We start from the raw sequence: 16,496 nt of genomic DNA, 5'->3' as shown, positions 1-16,496 counted from the left end.
CGCCGTAGGACTACGACGCTTCCGCACTCTCAGCGCTGTGGCGCTCCCCTGTCGGAATGTGCATTTGTTCGACGACACCGTACCAGCGGGTGCTCAGCGTTCCGAGGCGGCGAGCTGCCCGCAGGCCCCGTCGATCTCCTGACCGCGGGTGTCGCGGACGGTCACCGGCACGCCGTGCGCCGCGATGGCCTGGACGAACGCCCGCTCGTCCTCGGGGCGCGAGGCGGTCCACTTCGAGCCGGGTGTCGGGTTCAGCGGAATCAGGTTCACATGGACCCGCTTGCCCTTGAGCAGCCGTCCCAGCAGGTCACCGCGCCATGCCTGGTCGTTGATGTCCCGGATCAGGGCGTACTCGATCGAGATGCGCCGTCCGGACTTCTCCGCGTACTCCCAGGCCGCGTCCAGCACCTCACGCACCTTCCAGCGCGTGTTGACGGGGACGAGCGTGTCGCGCAGCTCGTCGTCCGGCGCGTGCAGCGACACCGCGAGCCGGCACTTGAAGCCCTCGTCGGCGAACCGCAGCATCGCCGGGACCAGGCCGACCGTGGAGACCGTGATCCCGCGCTGGGACAGGCCCAGGCCGTCCGGCTCGGGGTCGGTCAGCCGCCGGATGGCGCCGACCACCCGGTTGTAGTTGGCGAGCGGTTCGCCCATCCCCATGAAGACGATGTTGGACAGCCGCGCCGGCCCGCCCGGCACCTCGCCGTCGCGCAGCGCGCGCATCCCGTCCACGATCTGGTGCACGATCTCGGCGGTGGACAGGTTGCGGTCCAGCCCCGCCTGGCCCGTGGCGCAGAACGGGCAGTTCATTCCGCAGCCGGCCTGCGAGGAGATGCACATGGTGACCCGGTCCGGGTAGCGCATCAGCACCGACTCGACGAGCGTGCCGTCGTGCAGCTTCCACAGGGTCTTGCGGGTGGTGTCGTTGTCGCACGAGATGTGCCGTACGACGTTCATCAGGTCCGGCAGCAGCTCGCTCGCCAGCTTCTCGCGCGCCGCCGCCGGGATGTCGGTCCACTGCGCCGGGTCGTGCGCGTAACGGGCGAAGTAGTGCTGCGACAGCTGCTTGGCGCGGAACGGCTTCTCGCCGATCGCGGCCACCGCTTCACGGCGCTCGACGGGGCTGAGATCGGCAAGGTGCCGAGGGGGCTTCTTGGCCCCGCGCGGCGCGACGAAAGTGAGTTCTCCGGGTGCAGGCATGGTGCGTCCAGTGTCGCAGATCGTCCAGGTCGGCCAGGAACTAGCCGGTGCGGGAGAGTTCCTCCAGGTGAGCGGCCAGTACCTGGCGGCATCGCTGCCCGTCGAGGATGCCGGGGTGGTGTACGGCGCTGAGGGAGAGGCCGTCCAGGAGGGATGCCAGGCGCTCGGTCTCGATGTCGAGGTCGCATCCGGGGCGCAGGGTGCCGGACTCGTCGAGCCGGGCAAGGACGCGGTGCGTCAGCTTTCTGGTGCCGGCGGCGGCCTGGTGCGCGAGGTCCTGGAAGGCCGGGTGGGTGCGGGCCGCGGCGTTGAAGTCGAGGAAGACGGTGACCTCCGCGCGGCGGCGTTCGTCGAGCGGCAGCAGCTCGGCCAGGAGGTCGGTCACCAGGTGGAGCCGTTCGGCGCGTGGGTACCGGCTCAGCTCTCCGATGCGCTCGACGTGCTGGAGCAGCCGTTCGGAGAGGGCGTCGAGCATCGACTGCATCGCGAAGTCCATCAGCTCCTGCTGGCTGGCGAAGTAGTGGCGCAGCGAGCCGATGTTGAGTGCGGCCTCGTCGGCGACGGCGCGCAGCGAGGTGCGCTGCAGGCCGTCCCGTACGACGACGCGGTACAGGGCGGCGACGACCTCGCGGCGGCGGGCGTCCGGATCCACGACCTTCGGCATGGAGCCTTTGTATCACGGCCGTGATACATTGTTTTTTATCACACGCGTGATACAAAAACGGGAGGACTCGTGGAGCGGTATCTCGACCTCATACTCATCAGGTTCGGCGTCATCGCGGGCGGCCTGGTGGTGCTGGCCCTGGTGCTCTTCGCCGTGGCCGTGGCGCTGAAGCGCAAGGGCAGGCTCGATCAGGCCCGCCGGTACGCGGACCCCGCCCTGCGCGCGGCGCTGCGGGCCACCGTCCGCCGCCTGGAGGGCGGCCCCGCCCGTACCCGGCGGCGGGACGGCCGACGGTGAACGGCCTCGCCCTCGACGCGTCCGATCTCGCCCACCATCTGCTGCTGGACTACGCAGCCAAGGCCCTCATCGTCATCGTGGCGCTGGTCGTCCTGGCGGTCGGGATGACGGTGATCTGGCGGCGGGCGGGTCGTGGCGCGGACGACGCGGGACGGCGGGACACCGGCCACGGGGGACGGGTGACCGGGCGGGAGGAATCAAGCCAGGGTGGTGCGGGGCGCCGGGAGCCGTAGGTGAGGGACTGGCCGGCGGGGAGCCATGGAGGGACGGACTGGCCGGGCCGGGAGCCACGGAGGGACGGACTGGCCGCACCGGGAGCCACGGGCAACGGGGACGGCTGAACGGGCCAGGGGCCATGAGCGACGGACCGACGGGACCGACGGGACCGACGGGACCGAGGGCCATGCTGTGCGGCCTGACCGGGCCCGTCGCCCGAGGCGGCCGCCCACCGTCGCCCGGCGATCCCCGATCCGTACACCACCCCGCAGCCAAAAGCCCCCCACCAGCGGAAATCCGCTGGCAGGGGGCTTTGGCGTCACCTGTGGGGCCGGATTGCCCGGGGTGTCGGGCTCAGCCCGATCCCACGAAGACCACGTACAGCAGCCAGACGACCGGGGCGGTCGGCAGCAGCGAGTCGAGACGGTCCATGATGCCGCCGTGGCCGGGGAGCAGGGTGCCCATGTCCTTGATGCCCAGGTCCCGCTTGATCATGGATTCGCCGAGGTCGCCGAGGGTGGCGCTGGCCGCGACCGCGAGGCCGAGCAGCAGGCCCTGCCACCAGGCGCCGTGCTGGATGAGGAACTCCATGCACAGCGCGCCGGCCCCCATCGCGAAGAGCACCGCGCCGACGAGCCCCTCGCGGGTCTTGCCGGGGCTGATCCGGGGTGCGAGCTTGCGCTTGCCGAACCGCCAGCCGACCGCGTAGGCGCCGGTGTCGCTGACGACCGTCAGCAGCAGGAACGTCAGCACCCGCTGCGGTCCGTCGGCCTCGGCGGCGAGCATCAGCGCCACGAACGTCGCGAGGAAGGGCACATAGAACGCCGCGAACACGCCGGCGGTGACGTCCCGCAGGTAGTTCTCCGGCGCCTCGGTCATGCGCCACACCAGGACGGCCAGCGCGGTGAGCGCCATCGCCACCCACGCGCCCTCGGCACCGCGCACGTATCCGGCGACCACCATGGCGGTGCCGCCGACCGCGAGCGGCACCAGCGGCACCTTGATGTCCTTGCGCTCCGCCAGCCGCGAGGTCAGCTCCCACAGCCCCACGACGACGGCGATCGCGATCACACCGATGAAGACGGGCTTGTAGACGAAGAGCGAAGCGAGGATCACCGCGCCGAGACCGACGCCGACCCCTATCGCGGCACGCAGATTGCGCCCCGCGCTCTTCTTCTTCGGCCGCTCCGAGTCCGGCGAGCGGTCGGACCCGGAGGAGGAATCGGGGAAAGCAGTGGGCATGGGCTCCTGCGGCTTTTCGTCGCGGAACGGGGGGCCGCCCAGTCGAGCAGCCCCCCGGTCGTCCGGGTGGTCCCGGTTCTCCCGGATATCCCGTTGTTCCCGGTCGTCGTCCTGGTGGCCGCCTGGCTCGGGCACGATGGGCATGGGCCGAGTCTGCGCCGCGTCGCCCCAGTCGTGCACGGGACCCGCCGAGACGGGGGGCGCCACCCCGCGAAGCGAGGAGGCCGGTCCGTTGTCGGGCGGTCCCCATCGACCGGCACCGGGCGGGGCCCCCCAGGATGACTCGTTCATCAGACCTCGAGGAGCTCGGATTCCTTGTGCTTGAGCAGCTCGTCCACCTGCGCGACGTACTTCGCGGTGGTGTCGTCGAGCTCCTTTTCGGCGCGGCGTACCTCGTCCTCGCCGCTCTCCTTGTCCTTGACGAGCTTGTCGAGGGCTTCCTTGGACTTGCGGCGGACGCTGCGGATCGAGATCTTCGCGTCCTCGCCCTTGTTCTTGGCGACCTTGATGAACTCCTTGCGGCGCTCCTCGGTCAGCTCCGGGAAGGTCACCCGGATGATGCTGCCGTCGTTGCTCGGGTTGACACCGAGGTCGGAGTCGCGGATGGCCTGCTCGATGTTGCGCAGCGCGCTCTTGTCGAACGGGGTGACCACGGCCATCCGCGGTTCGGGAACCGAGAACGACGCCAGCTGGTTGATCGGCGTCATCGCACCGTAGTAGTCGGCCACGATCTTGTTGAACATCGCCGGGTGCGCACGCCCGGTGCGAATCGCGGCGAAGTCCTCCTTGGCGACCACGACGGCCTTCTCCATCTTCTCCTCGGCCTCGAGGAGGATCTCTTCGATCACCACTTGCTCCTGGTCTTTTCGGTAAGAAGCAGAGCCTCGCCCCTGCCGCGCGTCTTCTCCTGCACGGTGTCCGACCGGCAGGCGGTTGTCCATCCCCGTACCGAGGGTTGTGCCCCGGCCGGGAGTTGCCGCCCGTACAGGCCGATGCCCGTACGGAATCGCGGCAGTTGGGGCCGTCAGGCCCGGGTGTCCTGATCGCTGACGAGCGTGCCGATCTTCTCACCCTTCACCGCGCGCGCGATGTTGCCCTCGGCGAGCAGCTCGAACACGAGGATCGGGAGTTTGTTGTCCCGGCACAGCGTGATGGCCGTGGCATCGGCGACCTTCAGGTCGCGGGTGATGACCTCACCGTATTCGAGGGCGTCGAACTTGACCGCGTCCGGGTTCTTCTTGGGGTCGGAGTCGTAGACCCCGTCGACCCCGTTCTTGCCCATCAGCATGGCCTCGGCGTCGATCTCCAGGGCGCGCTGGGCGGCGGTGGTGTCGGTGGAGAAGTACGGCATGCCCATACCGGCGCCGAAGATGACGACCCGGCCCTTCTCCAGGTGGCGCACCGCGCGCAGCGGAATGTACGGCTCCGCAACCTGGCCCATGGTGATGGCCGTCTGGACGCGGGAGTCGATGCCCTCCTTCTCCAGGAAGTCCTGGAGGGCCAGGCAGTTCATGACCGTGCCGAGCATGCCCATGTAGTCGGAGCGGGCCCGGTCCATGCCGCGCTGCTGGAGTTCGGCGCCGCGGAAGAAGTTGCCGCCGCCGATCACGATGGCGATCTCGTAGCCGTCGCGTACCACGGCGGCGATCTCGCGGGCCATCGCGTGCACGATATCGGGGTCGACGCCCAGTCCGCCGCCGCCGGCGAACGCCTCGCCCGACAGCTTCAGCAGGAAGCGTCGCCTGCCACCGTTACCGGCATGGTCTGTGTGCGCGCCGTCGGCACCGTGATTCATTGAGCTCTCCTCGTGCACATACGAAGAAGGCCATTGCCGTGGGTCTGGTCCAGATCCCTCTGCGGCAATGGCCTCCTCGTCACATCTGCGGTCGGCCGTTGAGCGGCCGACTGCGTACGACCCTAGCGGGGTCGTAGGTCATTCGCTGCCTTCGCGGCAGGCTCAGATGCCGACCTTGATGCGCGAGAAGCGCTTCAGGGTGACACCGGCCTCCTGGAGGACCTTCTCGACGGACTTCTTGTTGTCGAGCGCGTACGGCTGGCCGAGCAGCGTCGCGTCCTTGAAGAAGCCGTTGATGCGGCCTTCGACGATCTTCGGCAGGGCAGCCTCGGGCTTGCCCTCCGCGCGGGTGGTCTCCTCGGCGACGCGGCGCTCGGCCTCGACGACCTCGGCCGGGACGTCGTCCTTGGCGAGGTACTTCGGGGCGAACGCGGCGATGTGCTGCGCAATACCCTTGGCGACCTCGGCGTTCTCCTTGTCGAGCTCGACGAGGACACCGATCTGCGGCGGCAGGTCGGGCATGGTGCGGTGCATGTACGCCGTCACGTAGCCGTCGGTGAACTGCGCGAAGCGGTCCAGGACGATCTTCTCGCCCAGGTTGGCGTTGGCCTCGTCGACGAACGCCTGGACGGTCTTGCCGGCCTCGATCTCGGAGGCGAGCAGGGCCTCGACGTCGGCCGGAGCGGTCTTGGCGACGTGCTCGGCGATCTGGTTGGCGACGGCCTGGAACTTCTCGCCCTTGGCGACGAAGTCCGTCTCGCACTTCAGCTCGACGATGACGCCGGAGGTGTTGTCGCCGGCGATCACGGAGACCACGGCGCCGTTCTCGGCGGAGCGGCCCTCGCGCTTGGCGACGCCCTTCTGGCCCTTGATGCGCAGCGCCTCGACGGCCTTGTCGACGTTGCCCTCGGCCTCGTCCAGGGCCTTCTTGCAGTCCATCATGCCTGCGCCGGTGAGCTCACGGAGCTTCTTGACGTCGGCGGCGGTGTAGTTCGCCATGGTCTGTGAATCTCTTCTCGAAGTCTCGAATCGAAAGATCTACGGGTGAACGGCGGGGGCGGCGCTTGTGGCGCCTTCCCCCGCCGTCATCATCCGGTCCGGAGTCAGGCCTGCTCGGCGTCCGCGGCCGGCTTCTCGGCCTCGGCCTCGGCGGCGGCCGGGGCCTCAGCGGCAGGCTCGGCGGCGGCCGGGGCCTCGGCGGCGGGCTCGGCGTCGGCCTTCTTCTCGCCCTCGAGCAGGTCGCGCTCCCACTCGGCCAGCGGCTCGGCGGCAGCGGCCTTCTCGCCGGGCTTCTGGTCGCCGGTGGCGGCACCGGAGCGGGCGATGAGGCCCTCGGCGACGGCGTCGGCGATCACGCGGGTGAGCAGGGTGACGGAGCGGATCGCGTCGTCGTTGCCCGGGATCTTGTAGTCGACCTCGTCCGGGTCGCAGTTGGTGTCGAGGATCGCGACGACCGGGATGTTGAGCTTGCGCGCCTCACCGACGGCAATGTGCTCCTTCTTGGTGTCCACGATCCAGACGGCGCTGGGCACCTTCTGCATCTCGCGGATACCGCCCAGGGTCTTCTCCAGCTTGGCCTTCTCGCGGGAGAGAACCAGGAGCTCCTTCTTGGTGAGGCCGGAGGCGGCCACATCCTCGAAGTCGATCTGCTCGAGCTCCTTCAGGCGCTGCAGGCGCTTGTAGACGGTCGAGAAGTTGGTCAGCATGCCGCCGAGCCAGCGCTGGTTCACGTAGGGCATGCCCACGCGGGTGGCCTGCTCGGCAATGGCCTCCTGGGCCTGCTTCTTCGTGCCGACGAACATGACGGAGCCGCCGTGGGCGACGGTCTCCTTGACGAACTCGTAGGCGCGGTCGATGTACGACAGCGACTGGAGCAGGTCGATGATGTAGATGCCGTTGCGCTCGGTGAAGATGAAGCGCTTCATCTTCGGGTTCCAACGACGGGTCTGGTGCCCGAAGTGGACGCCGCTCTCCAGCAGCTCCCGCATCGTGACGACGGCCATGGCCGTACTCCTTGTTGCTCTCGGTTCCACTGCGACCGGTCGGCCGCGGTGCCTGACGCCCCGACGCGCCTGCCGGGGAAGACACCTTGCGGAGCCGTCCGAGGACCGAGGAGCGCGGCCGTCGTGCTGCCCGAAAGGGACTGGTGCACTGACGGCGGGGCGTGCGAAGTCGACCCGGTGACCCGGATCGCCACCAGAAGTGTACGGGACTGCCGATGCACCGGGCGACACGCACCATTTCGAAGCCCGAGCGAGTGAGGCCAGCCCCCCGGACGAGTGACACCGTTGTCCACAACCGGCCCCTCATCCACAGATCCGAACCAAGATCCCCACGCCGCGACGGACTGCGTCACGGTCGACACATGCGACATGACAAGCGGCAAGACACGCGGCACGGCATCCGACAAGACACTCATCACGACATGCGGCGGAATGCAGGGGCGAGCGGCGGGTTCGGCAGGTTCGGCGACACCGGCGGGTTCGGCACCGCGACCGGGGCGGAAGGACGGCGACGGTGCGGGATCCGCAGCCGGCTACGAGGCCGACCCATCCCCCCTCACCCACCTCGGCCCGGCCTCCTGCCACCGGCGCCCTTGCCACCGACACCACCCGACAAGCGGTACGGATACGGGCCGAGCTGCTTCTTTCCCGCCCGCGCACTGGGCGTACTCCTGGCCCCGCCCACGGCCGCACTGCTCGCCTTCCCGTCGCTGCTCCTGGGCATCCCGCTCACGCATACCGCAGTTCCGGCCATGGCCGCGGCGGCGAAGCGCGGCGTGGAGCTGGTGGGCATAGGGCAAGGGACGGTGCAGGGGCATCAGCGGACGACGGACGGACATCGGACGGCGGGTGGGCTTCGGACGGCCGGGGCTGCTTGGACGAGGCCCTCGGCTCGGATCGCGGAACCGGCCGCTGGGCCCGAGAACCCGGGGCGCGCCAAGGCCGCTGTGCGGACCGAGAGCGCGGTGCAGGACGAGGGCGCGGGGCGCGACAACGGGACGGCGCACGCCGAGGGGAGGAGCGGCACCCAAAGGACAGAAAGCACCAAGGCTGCGGCACATGACGAGGCCAGCAAGCGGGATGAGGCCGGGGGCCCTGCGGAGCGGCCAGGCGCGGAACGGGCCTGGCCGGTGGAGGGACCGGCGGGCATACGGCCCACGGTGGTACGTGGATGGGAACCACCACCTTCACCATGGGTGGCTGGGCACCGTGGCGTGGACCTCGCCTCCCCCGCCGGCGCGACGGTACGGTCCGCCGCGCCCGGCAAGGTGGCGTACGCGGGAGCCGTCGCCGGCCGTGGCGTGCTGACCATCGAGGTGTCCCGCTCGGGCCGACCTCCCTTACGCACCACGTACGAGCCGGTACGCGCCACGGTCCGGAGGGGCCAGCGCGTCACAGCGGGCCAACCGGTCGCCGTCCTGCAGCGCGGCCCGTTCCACTGCCGCGCACCGTGCCTCCACTGGGGCCTGCGCCGCGGCAAGACCTACCTGGACCCGCTGTCGCTCCTCCCCACGAGCATGCGCAGCAGCGGCCCGTCGCGCCTGCTCCCGGTCTTCGGAGTTCCACTGCCACCGGGCGGCCGTACCGTGCCCCGCGGACAAGAGGCGCCGAAGCCAACAGCCCAGGAAGGGAGGCAGAACCCGCCGGTAGCCGGCCTCATGGGAGCGGCCATCCTCGCCGTCACAGCGCTCTGGGCGCTGGGCCGACTCGCACCTCGGCGTTCGACGGGGAGGGGGCGTACGAGGAGCGGAGCCGAGAGCGGGCTGCCACAGGCAATGCCCTCGTTGGCGAGTAATCGCGCCTGCCGGTGACGACGGGAGGTGAGCGCACCAGGCGGCAGGGTCCAGGGGTCCCCCGGAGCCAGAGCCGGAGGGCCACGCCCAGAGGCCGGGACCAGAAGGCCCACGCCCAGGAGCCAGGGCCAGAGGGCCGGGCACGAGCGCCTGGGCTTGCGAGACCAGGCACGAGGGGGCCTGGGAGCCGTGGGCAGGGGACGGGCGAGAGGGGGCGGGGAGGGGGACGGGGGGCGGGGAGGGCGGGGGGCGGGGACCCGAGGGGGAGCCCCAGACCGTGCCCGTCACATCAGGACGCCCCCCAGGCGCAAGATCAACTACCGAGGCCGCTCCTCGGCAGGAGCGGCCTCCGTGTTCGGTACGAAACGGCTCAACCGATAGGTGGTCGGGCGGGCCAGGCGTCCGCAGAGGGTGTCGATCCGGGTCATGGACCAGTCGATCTGCCCGTGCTCCGCCCGTAGGCGACGAACCTGGGCGCGCCACTGTGCCGGGTCCTGGGTCTCGACGACCACTTCCCAGCGTCCCGCTCAGCGCTGAAGCGGGCGGAATCCCGCTGTCCGGCTTCCAGCTGCCGCCGTTTTCTCTTCCTCTGTCCCGGCATGGGCTCAGCCTCGCGGCCCGCCGTCACCGCGGCAAGATCTTTCCTCGGGCCCCCCGCCGACACTGCACGGCAGTGAGGGTGAGGCCTGGGCCAGGACAGCCCCCGCCCCCCGGATCAGGTGTGGGCGACGCCGTGGAGGGCCATGGAGACCGCTGCCTCCGTGATCTCCTTCGGGTCTTCCGCGGCGCCCAGCTCGATGCGGCGGACCGCGGCGTCCACGACGCCCTGCAGGAGCATCGCCGCGAGTCGCGGTTGTTCGTGGCCGAGGTTGGCGAGCGCTTCGACGATCATGGCGATGAGTCCGCCGTGTGCGGCGCGGATCTTCTCGCGTGCGCCCGCGTCCAGCTCGCCCGCCGAGATGGCGACGACGGCTCGGTGGCGCCGGTCGCCGACCAGCGCCAGCTGCCGACGCACATACGCCTCGATCTTCTCCTCCGGCGTGTCGACCCGCTGCATCGCAGCTTCGACCTCGGCCGCCCACACGGGAAAGTCGACCGCACACAGCTCTTCGACGACGGCCGCGCGCGAGCGAAAGTACTCGTACACGGAGGAGCGCGCGAGTCCCGTGCGCTCGGCGAGGGCGGGGAAGGTCAGCGCTTCCGTTCCGCCTTCGGACAGCAGGGAGCGGGCGGCGTCCAAGAGGGCGCCGCGCTGCATGGTCCGGTGCTCGGCCACAGAGGCCGCTCGAATCCTGGGCACGTCACCACTCTACGGATGGCACGCCCGCCGCGGCACTCCGCCCGGCGACACGGCTCGGGAAGACGGCTCGGAACGGTGGCTCGGGAAGGTGTGGCCCCGCGAGCTGACTCAGCGTCCGACGTCGGCGAGCTTCGCCCTGAGCTGCAGCACGGACTTGGTGTGGATCTGGCTGACCCGGCTCTCCGTGACGCCGAGGACGTTGCCGATCTCGGCAAGCGTGAGTCCCTCGTAGTAGTAGAGCGTGACCACGGTCTTCTCACGTTCGGGGAGGGTGTTGATGGCCCGAGCGAGCAGCCGGCGCAGTTCGCGGTCCTCGGCGATCTCGACCGGGTTCTCGGCGGCCGTGTCCTCGAGGGTGTCCATCAGGCTGAGCCGTTCGCCGCCCTCGCCGCCGACGTGCAGCAGCTCTTCCAGCGCGACCACGTTCGCCAGGGACAGCTGGCTGAACACGCTGTGGAGTTCTTCCAGCGCGATGCCCATCTCGTCGGCGACCTCCGCCTCGGACGGGGTGCGGCGCAGCTGTGCTTCGAGGGTGGCGTATGCGCGTTCGACGGCGCGGGCCTTCTGGCGTACGGAGCGTGGGATCCAGTCCAGCGCGCGCAGCTCGTCGATCATCGCGCCGCGGATGCGGGTGATGGCGTAGGTCTCGAACTTGATGGAGCGTTCGGGGTCGAATTTCTCGATGGCGTCGATCAGTCCGAAGACTCCGGAGGAGACGAAGTCGGCCTGCTCGACGTTGGGTGGCAGTCCGACGCTGACGCGGCCGGCGACGTACTTGACCAGCGGGGAGTAGTGCAGGATCAGCTGCTCCCGCAGTCGCCCGTCGCCAGATGCCTTGTAGGAGCGCCACAGCTCGTCGAGCGAGCTGGGTGGGGCGGGGCGCACGCTGCCGCGTGCGGCGGGTGGTACTGCCGCACGATCAGACCCGGAGGTGTGCTGGGGCATTCGTCGCCTTGAGCCGTTCTGCCGAGACGGGGTGGATGGATGCATGAGGGTTGAATTTGCCTGTGAGCGTAGCGTGACCGGAGTGTCGCGGTACGCGAGGAAGCCAGGTTCGGGGGTGCGCAGATACGTTCCGCTGCCCGCACCTCAGGGTTACCTCGTACGGCGTGTCGACACCCGGATACGGTGCCGGGTGCACGCGTTCGGGGGGTCGTGCGGGCGGGCGCGGTGACGCGGCGCGCGGGAGCCCGGGGCCGCGTGGGGCCACATGGGGGTCACCCCACGGGTCGGACTCATACGCCGAAGCATGGCAAACCTGGATTCTGCGGTCATTCCCCTCACCCTTTCACCCGTTCGCCCCAGGTCAAGTACCGCCTCGCCGGGAACCGTCGGTCCTCTCGGCGCGTCGCGTCAACTCCCAGCGGTCGCCGCACCTTTGCACGAATCCCAGGGCCTGCAGCTCGAGGAGTTTGCCGTGGGCGACGTCGCGGGGAATGCCCGCTTCCCGGGCGAGGTGGGGGGCGTCCGCGCTGCCGCGAGCCGGCAGCGCTTCCCACAGGCGGGCCGCGACCGGGTCCAGGAGGTCGCGGACGAGTGTCGGCCCGCGCCTCTCGGGGGCGAGGTCGCCGATGGCGCCGACGAGTTCGATGACCTCGTCCGCGTCGGTGACCACCGTGGCCTCGCCGCGCAGGAGTTGGTGGACGCCGGCGGACAGGCCGCTGGTGACGGGCCCCGGCATGCCCATCGTGAACCGTCCGAGGCTGGTCGCCCGCCGGGCGGTGACCAGTGAGCCGCTGCGGAGTTCGGCCTCCACGACGACGGTGCCTCTGGTCAGCGCGGCGATCACCCTGTTGCGTTGGATGAAGCGGCTGCGGGTGGGGTGTTCGCCGGGCGGTAACTCGGCGACCACCAGGCCCTGTTCGATGATCCGTCCGATCAACTCGGTGTGGCCGCGCGGGTAGATGTAGTCGACGCCGGAGGCGAGTACGGCGACGGTGGCGCCGTCCGCGGCCAACGCACCACGGTGGGCTGCACCGTCGACGCCGTAGGCAGCCCCGGAGACCACGGTCCAGCCGCGGTCGGCGAGTCCGGCGCTGAGGGCGGTGGCCAGGTGGGCACCGTATTCGGTACAGGCTCGTGCGCCGACGACGGCCACGGAGCGCAGCGCCCACATCCGGAGGTTGGTTCTCCCGCGCACCCACAGGCCGATGGGGCGGGCGTCTCCGAGGTCGTCCAGCTGGCCGGGCCACTCCTCGTCGTTGGGGCAGATGAAGCGGCCGCCGAGTGCGGTGACCGCGGCGAGGTCCTCTTCGGGGCGTGCCCGGGAGGCCCGCAGCCTCAGGCCCGCGATCTTCGTCGGGCTTGCGCCTGGGGGCGGATGGGCGTCGTCGTCGGACAGCGCCTGCCACAGGGCTACGGGGCCCATCTGCCGCAGCCAGCGGCCGGCGGTCTCATCGCCTGGTTCGAGGATCCGGGTGAGGGCGGCGCGGGCCGTGCGCTGTGGATCGTGGTCCGCGGGGGGAGCGGGTGGCCGGGCGGGCGCCGGGCGCGGTGCGGAGCGTGGCGCGGCGGCCGCCGGCAGCGGGTGGTCCGGGGCGGTCGTCGGATCGGGCACGCGGCTCGTGTCGTCCGCCGCGCCTTGCGGTCCGTGGGTGGCGAAGCCCCATGCGTCGATTTTGTGGTTGCCGGGTCCGTTCATGGCTCACCCCTGCCCGTCCGGCGGCCGGACGGCCGCGGTCTCCGGTTCGCCGGCACCTGCGGCTCCGCCTGTGCCACTGCCACCGCCCACCGCCATCGGGGCCCCGCGGCGGACGCCGGTCCGCAGTTCCAGGGCCCAGTCGACGTCTTCCCGAGTCGGGCGGTCGCGGCCGGCGAGGTCGGCGGCGGTCCAGGCGACGCGGAGGACGCGGTCGAGTCCGCGGGCGGTGAGCAGGCCGCATTCGAGATCGCGTTCCGCCTGGGCCAGGGCGCCGGGGTGGACCTGCCAGCGGGTTCGGAGCTCATGTCCGGGGATCTCGCTGTTGGTCCGCCAGGGAGTGCCGATGAGGCGGGCCTCGGCGCGTTCGCGAGCCGCCCGTACGCGTTCGGCCACGGTGGCGGTGGATTCGGCGCGGCGGCCGAGCGCGATCAGTTCGGAGCGGGCGACCGGTTCCACGCAGATCCGCAGGTCCACCCGGTCCATCAGCGGCCCGGAGAGGCGGGCGCGGTAGCGGCGGACGGAGGACGGGCGGCATTCGCAGCCGCCGCCGACGGTGCCGTGCCGCCCGCAGGGGCAGGGGTTGGCTGCGAGGGCGAGGAGGAACCGGGCCGGCATGCGCATCATCCCGGCGGCCCGGGCGACGACGACGTGCCCGGATTCCAGGGGCTGGCGCAAGGCGTCCAGGACGCGGGGGCTGCACTCGGCGGCCTCGTCCACGAAGAGCACGCCGTGGTGGGCGAGGGATACGGCTCCGGGGCGGGGCAGGCCGCTGCCGCCACCCACGAGGGAGGCCATCGTCGCGGAGTGGTGCGGGGCGCAGTAGGGCGGCCGGTGGACCAGCGGCTGTCCCGGCGGGAGGGTGCCCGCTACCGAGTGGACGGCGGTGACCTCCAGGGATTCCTTGGGGCCCAGCGGTGGCAGCAGTCCTGGGAGGCGTTCGGCGAGCATGGTCTTGCCGGCGCCGGGTGGGCCTTTGAAGAAGATGTGGTGGCGTCCGGCGGCGGCCACCTCCAGTGCTCTGCGGGCACCGTGCTGGCCTGCGACATCCGCGAGGTCGGGGGTGTGGTCGCCGCGTGGCAGGCCCGCGCCGGCGCTGGTGCCTGGCACGGCCAGTCCGGCCAGTAGCGGGTCGGGCCGGCCTTCTTCCGGCCGGTCCTCCTCCTCGGGCACCGGCTCGTCGGCGAGGACGGCGATCAGCTGGCGCAGGCTGCGGACGCCGAGGACGGAGATGCCGGGCACGAGTGAGGCCTCGGCGACGGTCCGTTCCGGGACGACGACCTGGCGGTACCCGGCGTCGGCAGCAGCGAGGACGGCGGGCAGCACGCCGCGTACGGGGCGGACGCGGCCGTCCAGGCCCAGTTCGCCGATCATCATCAGGTCGGTGAGTTCGCGGGGGTCAAGGCGCTCGGCGGCGCCAAGGACTGCGCAGGCCACGGCCAGGTCGAATCCGCTGCCGCTCTTGGGTACCGATGCCGGGCTGAGGCCGACGGTGAGCTTCTTCTGCGGCCATTCGGCGCCGGAGTTCACGACGGCGGCGCGCACTCGGTCCCTGGACTCGACCAGGCTCTTGTCGGGGAGCCCTACGAGGGTGAAGGCCGCGACGCCGGGTTCCAGGTCGGCTTGGACCTCGACGACGACGCCTTCGACCCCGACCAAGGCGACGGAGCAGGTGCGGGCGAATCCCATTTACGCCACCCCCCGTGCGTGCTGGACGACGGGGGCGCCGCGCGGCGGCAGGAGGACACCGATGACGTCGATCCGGACGCCGCCGGGTGGTGGGCCGCCGTGCCGCTCCAGCCAGCGCTCGGCCAGCAGGCGCAGGCGGGCGGTCTTCTCGGGGCGTACGGCTGCCATGGGGTGTTCGTAGCGGCCGGCGCGACGGGTTTTGACCTCGCAGACCACCAGGGCGTCGCCGTCCGAGGCGACGATGTCGATCTCGCCTTCCCGGCAGCGCCAGTTGCGGTGCAGGATCCGCATCCCGGCCTCGACGAGCTGCCGGGCGGCCAGGTCCTCGCCGTAGCGGCCGAGTGCCCGTCTGCGGATGTCGGCGGGCTTGGCCGCCGGTGGCGTGGCGGCCGGTGGCCTGCCCGCCGCGGGCCGGCGGGCCGCACGAGACCTGGCGCGCCGCCTGCCCCGCGCCCCGTCCCGCGGGCCCCTGGCCGGCGCGTCGCACCTGGCCCGCGTGTCGCGCCTGGTCTGTGTGGCGTCCCTGGTCTGTAGGCCGTCCCCGGTCCGTACCCTTTGCCCGGCCCGTACGTGATCCCCGGTCTGTAGGTCGCCCCCAGCCCGTACGTCGTCCCCGGTCCGTACCTCATCCCCGGCCGTGCGGCCGGCCTGCATGGCGTTCATGCGGTACCACCTCCGGCACCGACTGTGACGCCCTCGCCACGATCTTTTGGATCTTGGTGGACAGTGAGCCGATTGTGGATAACTCGCTCACCCACACGTGTCACCCAGGGCGCACGGTCGACCGAGTCGACCGACGGAGGGCGCGCCAGATGCCCGGCTGCCCCCCCCCCCCGCAGGCCGCGGTCGGCTCAGCTCCCCGGCAGGTCCAGATCGCTCTTGTTGAGCTCCTCGATGTTCACGTCCTTGAACGTCAGGACGCGCACCTGCTTGACGAAGCGAGCCGGGCGATACATATCCCAGACCCAGGCGTCAGCCATCGAGACCTCGAAGAAGACCTCGCCCTGTACGGAGTGCACCTGCATCTCGTAGTCGTTGGTGAGGTAGAAGCGCCGCTCGGTCTCGATCACATATTTGAACAGACCGACGACGTCGCGGTACTCCCGGTAGAGCTTCAGCTCCATCTCGGTCTCGTACTTTTCGAGGTCCTCGGCGCTCATGGCAGATCCCCTTCAGCCGTGCGTCCCCCTATTGTGCGTCAGACCCTCTCGGTCTCCAGCTGCACTGGCGCACTGGGGGGCCCTTCGTCGAGCAGCGTGCGCAGCAGCTCGGCGAGTCTGGTCGGATACACCGTCTCATGGGACGCGGACAGTTCCTCCGAAGTCCACCACCTGAGCCCCGAGACGCTGCGCCGTTCCAGGTCCGTGTGCCCGCCGGTGTCGGTGGCGGTCCGGGCGGTCCTGCCCAGGTAATACCACTCGTCCTGCTCCCAGCGCCGCCCGTCGAAGGGAAAGGCGCAATGCCGCTTCCACAGGACCGGACCGAGGACGACGTCGGTGATCCCGGTCTCCTCGGCGAGTTCGCGCCGGGCGGCCTCCTCACGGCTCTCGTCGCCCTCCAGACCACCGCCCGGGGTGAACCACCAGGTCTCGGTGGGGCGGTCCGGTTCGAAGCCGTGGAGCAGCAGGATCCGGTCATCGGGGTCGAGCAGCACGACGC

17 protein-coding genes are annotated in these 16,496 nt (G+C 70.8%); 3 read left to right on the top strand and 14 right to left on the bottom strand.

Annotation, left to right across the window (positions count from 1 at the left end; genetic code table 11):
- Nucleotides 1–93 precede the first annotated feature (93 nt).
- Together rlmN and ACZ5XZ_RS06070 are read right to left on the bottom strand one after the other, a co-directional pair.
- Nucleotides 94–1,200 carry a dual-specificity RNA methyltransferase RlmN gene (rlmN, locus tag ACZ5XZ_RS06075; RefSeq protein WP_468974872.1) on the bottom strand — a complete coding sequence of 369 codons (1,107 nt, stop codon included), beginning with the start codon at nt 1,198–1,200 and terminating at the stop codon, nt 94–96.
- A gap of 40 nt (nt 1,201–1,240) precedes the next feature.
- On the bottom strand, nt 1,241–1,864 hold the full coding sequence (locus ACZ5XZ_RS06070) for a TetR/AcrR family transcriptional regulator (RefSeq protein WP_468974871.1): 624 nt from the start codon (nt 1,862–1,864) through the stop codon (nt 1,241–1,243).
- A gap of 69 nt (nt 1,865–1,933) precedes the next feature.
- On the opposite strand from ACZ5XZ_RS06070, the gene ACZ5XZ_RS06065 reads away from it, so the two are divergent.
- Both ACZ5XZ_RS06065 and ACZ5XZ_RS06060 read left to right on the top strand, forming a co-directional pair.
- Nucleotides 1,934–2,161 carry a hypothetical protein gene (locus ACZ5XZ_RS06065; RefSeq protein WP_468974870.1) on the top strand — a complete coding sequence of 76 codons (228 nt, stop codon included), beginning with the start codon at nt 1,934–1,936 and terminating at the stop codon, nt 2,159–2,161.
- The gene (locus ACZ5XZ_RS06060) at nt 2,158–2,394 is read left to right on the top strand and encodes a hypothetical protein (RefSeq protein WP_468974869.1); all 237 of its coding nucleotides are present in this window, start codon (nt 2,158–2,160) and stop codon (nt 2,392–2,394) included. The genes ACZ5XZ_RS06065 and ACZ5XZ_RS06060 overlap by 4 nt, the downstream gene beginning before the upstream one ends.
- A 337-nt stretch (nt 2,395–2,731) precedes the next feature.
- Here the strand turns inward: ACZ5XZ_RS06060 and ACZ5XZ_RS06055 are convergent, their stop codons facing one another.
- The 5 genes from ACZ5XZ_RS06055 to rpsB all read right to left on the bottom strand — a co-directional run bounded on the left by ACZ5XZ_RS06055 (nt 2,732) and on the right by rpsB (nt 7,417).
- Entirely contained in the window at nt 2,732–3,910 is a 1,179-nt protein-coding gene (locus ACZ5XZ_RS06055; RefSeq protein WP_468974868.1) for a phosphatidate cytidylyltransferase, read from the bottom strand.
- The gene (gene frr, locus ACZ5XZ_RS06050) at nt 3,910–4,467 is read right to left on the bottom strand and encodes a ribosome recycling factor (protein WP_384433580.1); all 558 of its coding nucleotides are present in this window, start codon (nt 4,465–4,467) and stop codon (nt 3,910–3,912) included. Before frr ends, ACZ5XZ_RS06055 begins: the two co-directional genes overlap by 1 nt.
- A gap of 176 nt (nt 4,468–4,643) precedes the next feature.
- A complete protein-coding gene (gene pyrH, locus ACZ5XZ_RS06045) occupies nt 4,644–5,414 on the bottom strand; it encodes a UMP kinase (RefSeq protein ID WP_384433583.1) in 771 nt (256 codons plus the stop codon).
- 162 nt (nt 5,415–5,576) lie between these two features.
- Nucleotides 5,577–6,413 carry a translation elongation factor Ts gene (gene tsf / locus ACZ5XZ_RS06040; protein ID WP_468974867.1) on the bottom strand — a complete coding sequence of 279 codons (837 nt, stop codon included), beginning with the start codon at nt 6,411–6,413 and terminating at the stop codon, nt 5,577–5,579.
- Nucleotides 6,414–6,517: 104 nt separating this feature from the next.
- A complete protein-coding gene (gene rpsB / locus ACZ5XZ_RS06035; RefSeq protein WP_468974866.1) occupies nt 6,518–7,417 on the bottom strand; it encodes a 30S ribosomal protein S2 in 900 nt (299 codons plus the stop codon).
- 215 nt (nt 7,418–7,632) lie between these two features.
- On the opposite strand from rpsB, the gene ACZ5XZ_RS06030 reads away from it, so the two are divergent.
- Complete coding sequence (locus ACZ5XZ_RS06030) at nt 7,633–9,228, top strand: murein hydrolase activator EnvC family protein (RefSeq protein ID WP_468974865.1); 1,596 nt, start codon at nt 7,633–7,635, stop codon at nt 9,226–9,228.
- Between the two features lie 697 nt (nt 9,229–9,925).
- On the opposite strand, the gene ACZ5XZ_RS06025 is transcribed toward ACZ5XZ_RS06030, so the two are convergent.
- The 7 genes from ACZ5XZ_RS06025 to ACZ5XZ_RS05995 all read right to left on the bottom strand — a co-directional run bounded on the left by ACZ5XZ_RS06025 (nt 9,926) and on the right by ACZ5XZ_RS05995 (nt 16,491).
- Nucleotides 9,926–10,486, bottom strand: coding sequence for a TetR/AcrR family transcriptional regulator (locus ACZ5XZ_RS06025; protein WP_468974912.1), 561 nt, complete (start codon nt 10,484–10,486; stop codon nt 9,926–9,928).
- Between the two features lie 132 nt (nt 10,487–10,618).
- A complete protein-coding gene (whiG, locus tag ACZ5XZ_RS06020; RefSeq protein ID WP_384433594.1) occupies nt 10,619–11,455 on the bottom strand; it encodes an RNA polymerase sigma factor WhiG in 837 nt (278 codons plus the stop codon).
- Between the two features lie 361 nt (nt 11,456–11,816).
- Nucleotides 11,817–13,151, bottom strand: a complete 1,335-nt coding sequence (gene dprA, locus ACZ5XZ_RS06015) for a DNA-processing protein DprA (protein WP_468974864.1) — start codon at nt 13,149–13,151, stop codon at nt 11,817–11,819.
- Nucleotides 13,152–13,154: 3 nt separating this feature from the next.
- A complete protein-coding gene (locus ACZ5XZ_RS06010; protein ID WP_468974863.1) occupies nt 13,155–14,837 on the bottom strand; it encodes a YifB family Mg chelatase-like AAA ATPase in 1,683 nt (560 codons plus the stop codon).
- On the bottom strand, nt 14,838–15,194 hold the full coding sequence (locus tag ACZ5XZ_RS06005; RefSeq protein ID WP_384488695.1) for a YraN family protein: 357 nt from the start codon (nt 15,192–15,194) through the stop codon (nt 14,838–14,840).
- Nucleotides 15,195–15,688: 494 nt separating this feature from the next.
- Nucleotides 15,689–15,997, bottom strand: a complete 309-nt coding sequence (locus ACZ5XZ_RS06000) for a DUF2469 domain-containing protein (protein ID WP_003980220.1) — start codon at nt 15,995–15,997, stop codon at nt 15,689–15,691.
- Nucleotides 15,998–16,035: 38 nt separating this feature from the next.
- The gene (locus ACZ5XZ_RS05995) at nt 16,036–16,491 is read right to left on the bottom strand and encodes an NUDIX hydrolase (protein WP_468974911.1); all 456 of its coding nucleotides are present in this window, start codon (nt 16,489–16,491) and stop codon (nt 16,036–16,038) included.
- Nucleotides 16,492–16,496 lie beyond the last annotated feature (5 nt).

The sequence above is a fragment of the Streptomyces sp. NPDC033270 genome (genome assembly GCF_055576575.1).
The sequence above is the reverse complement of the archived record's forward strand: the minus strand, read 5'-3'. Positions and strand labels throughout refer to the sequence as shown.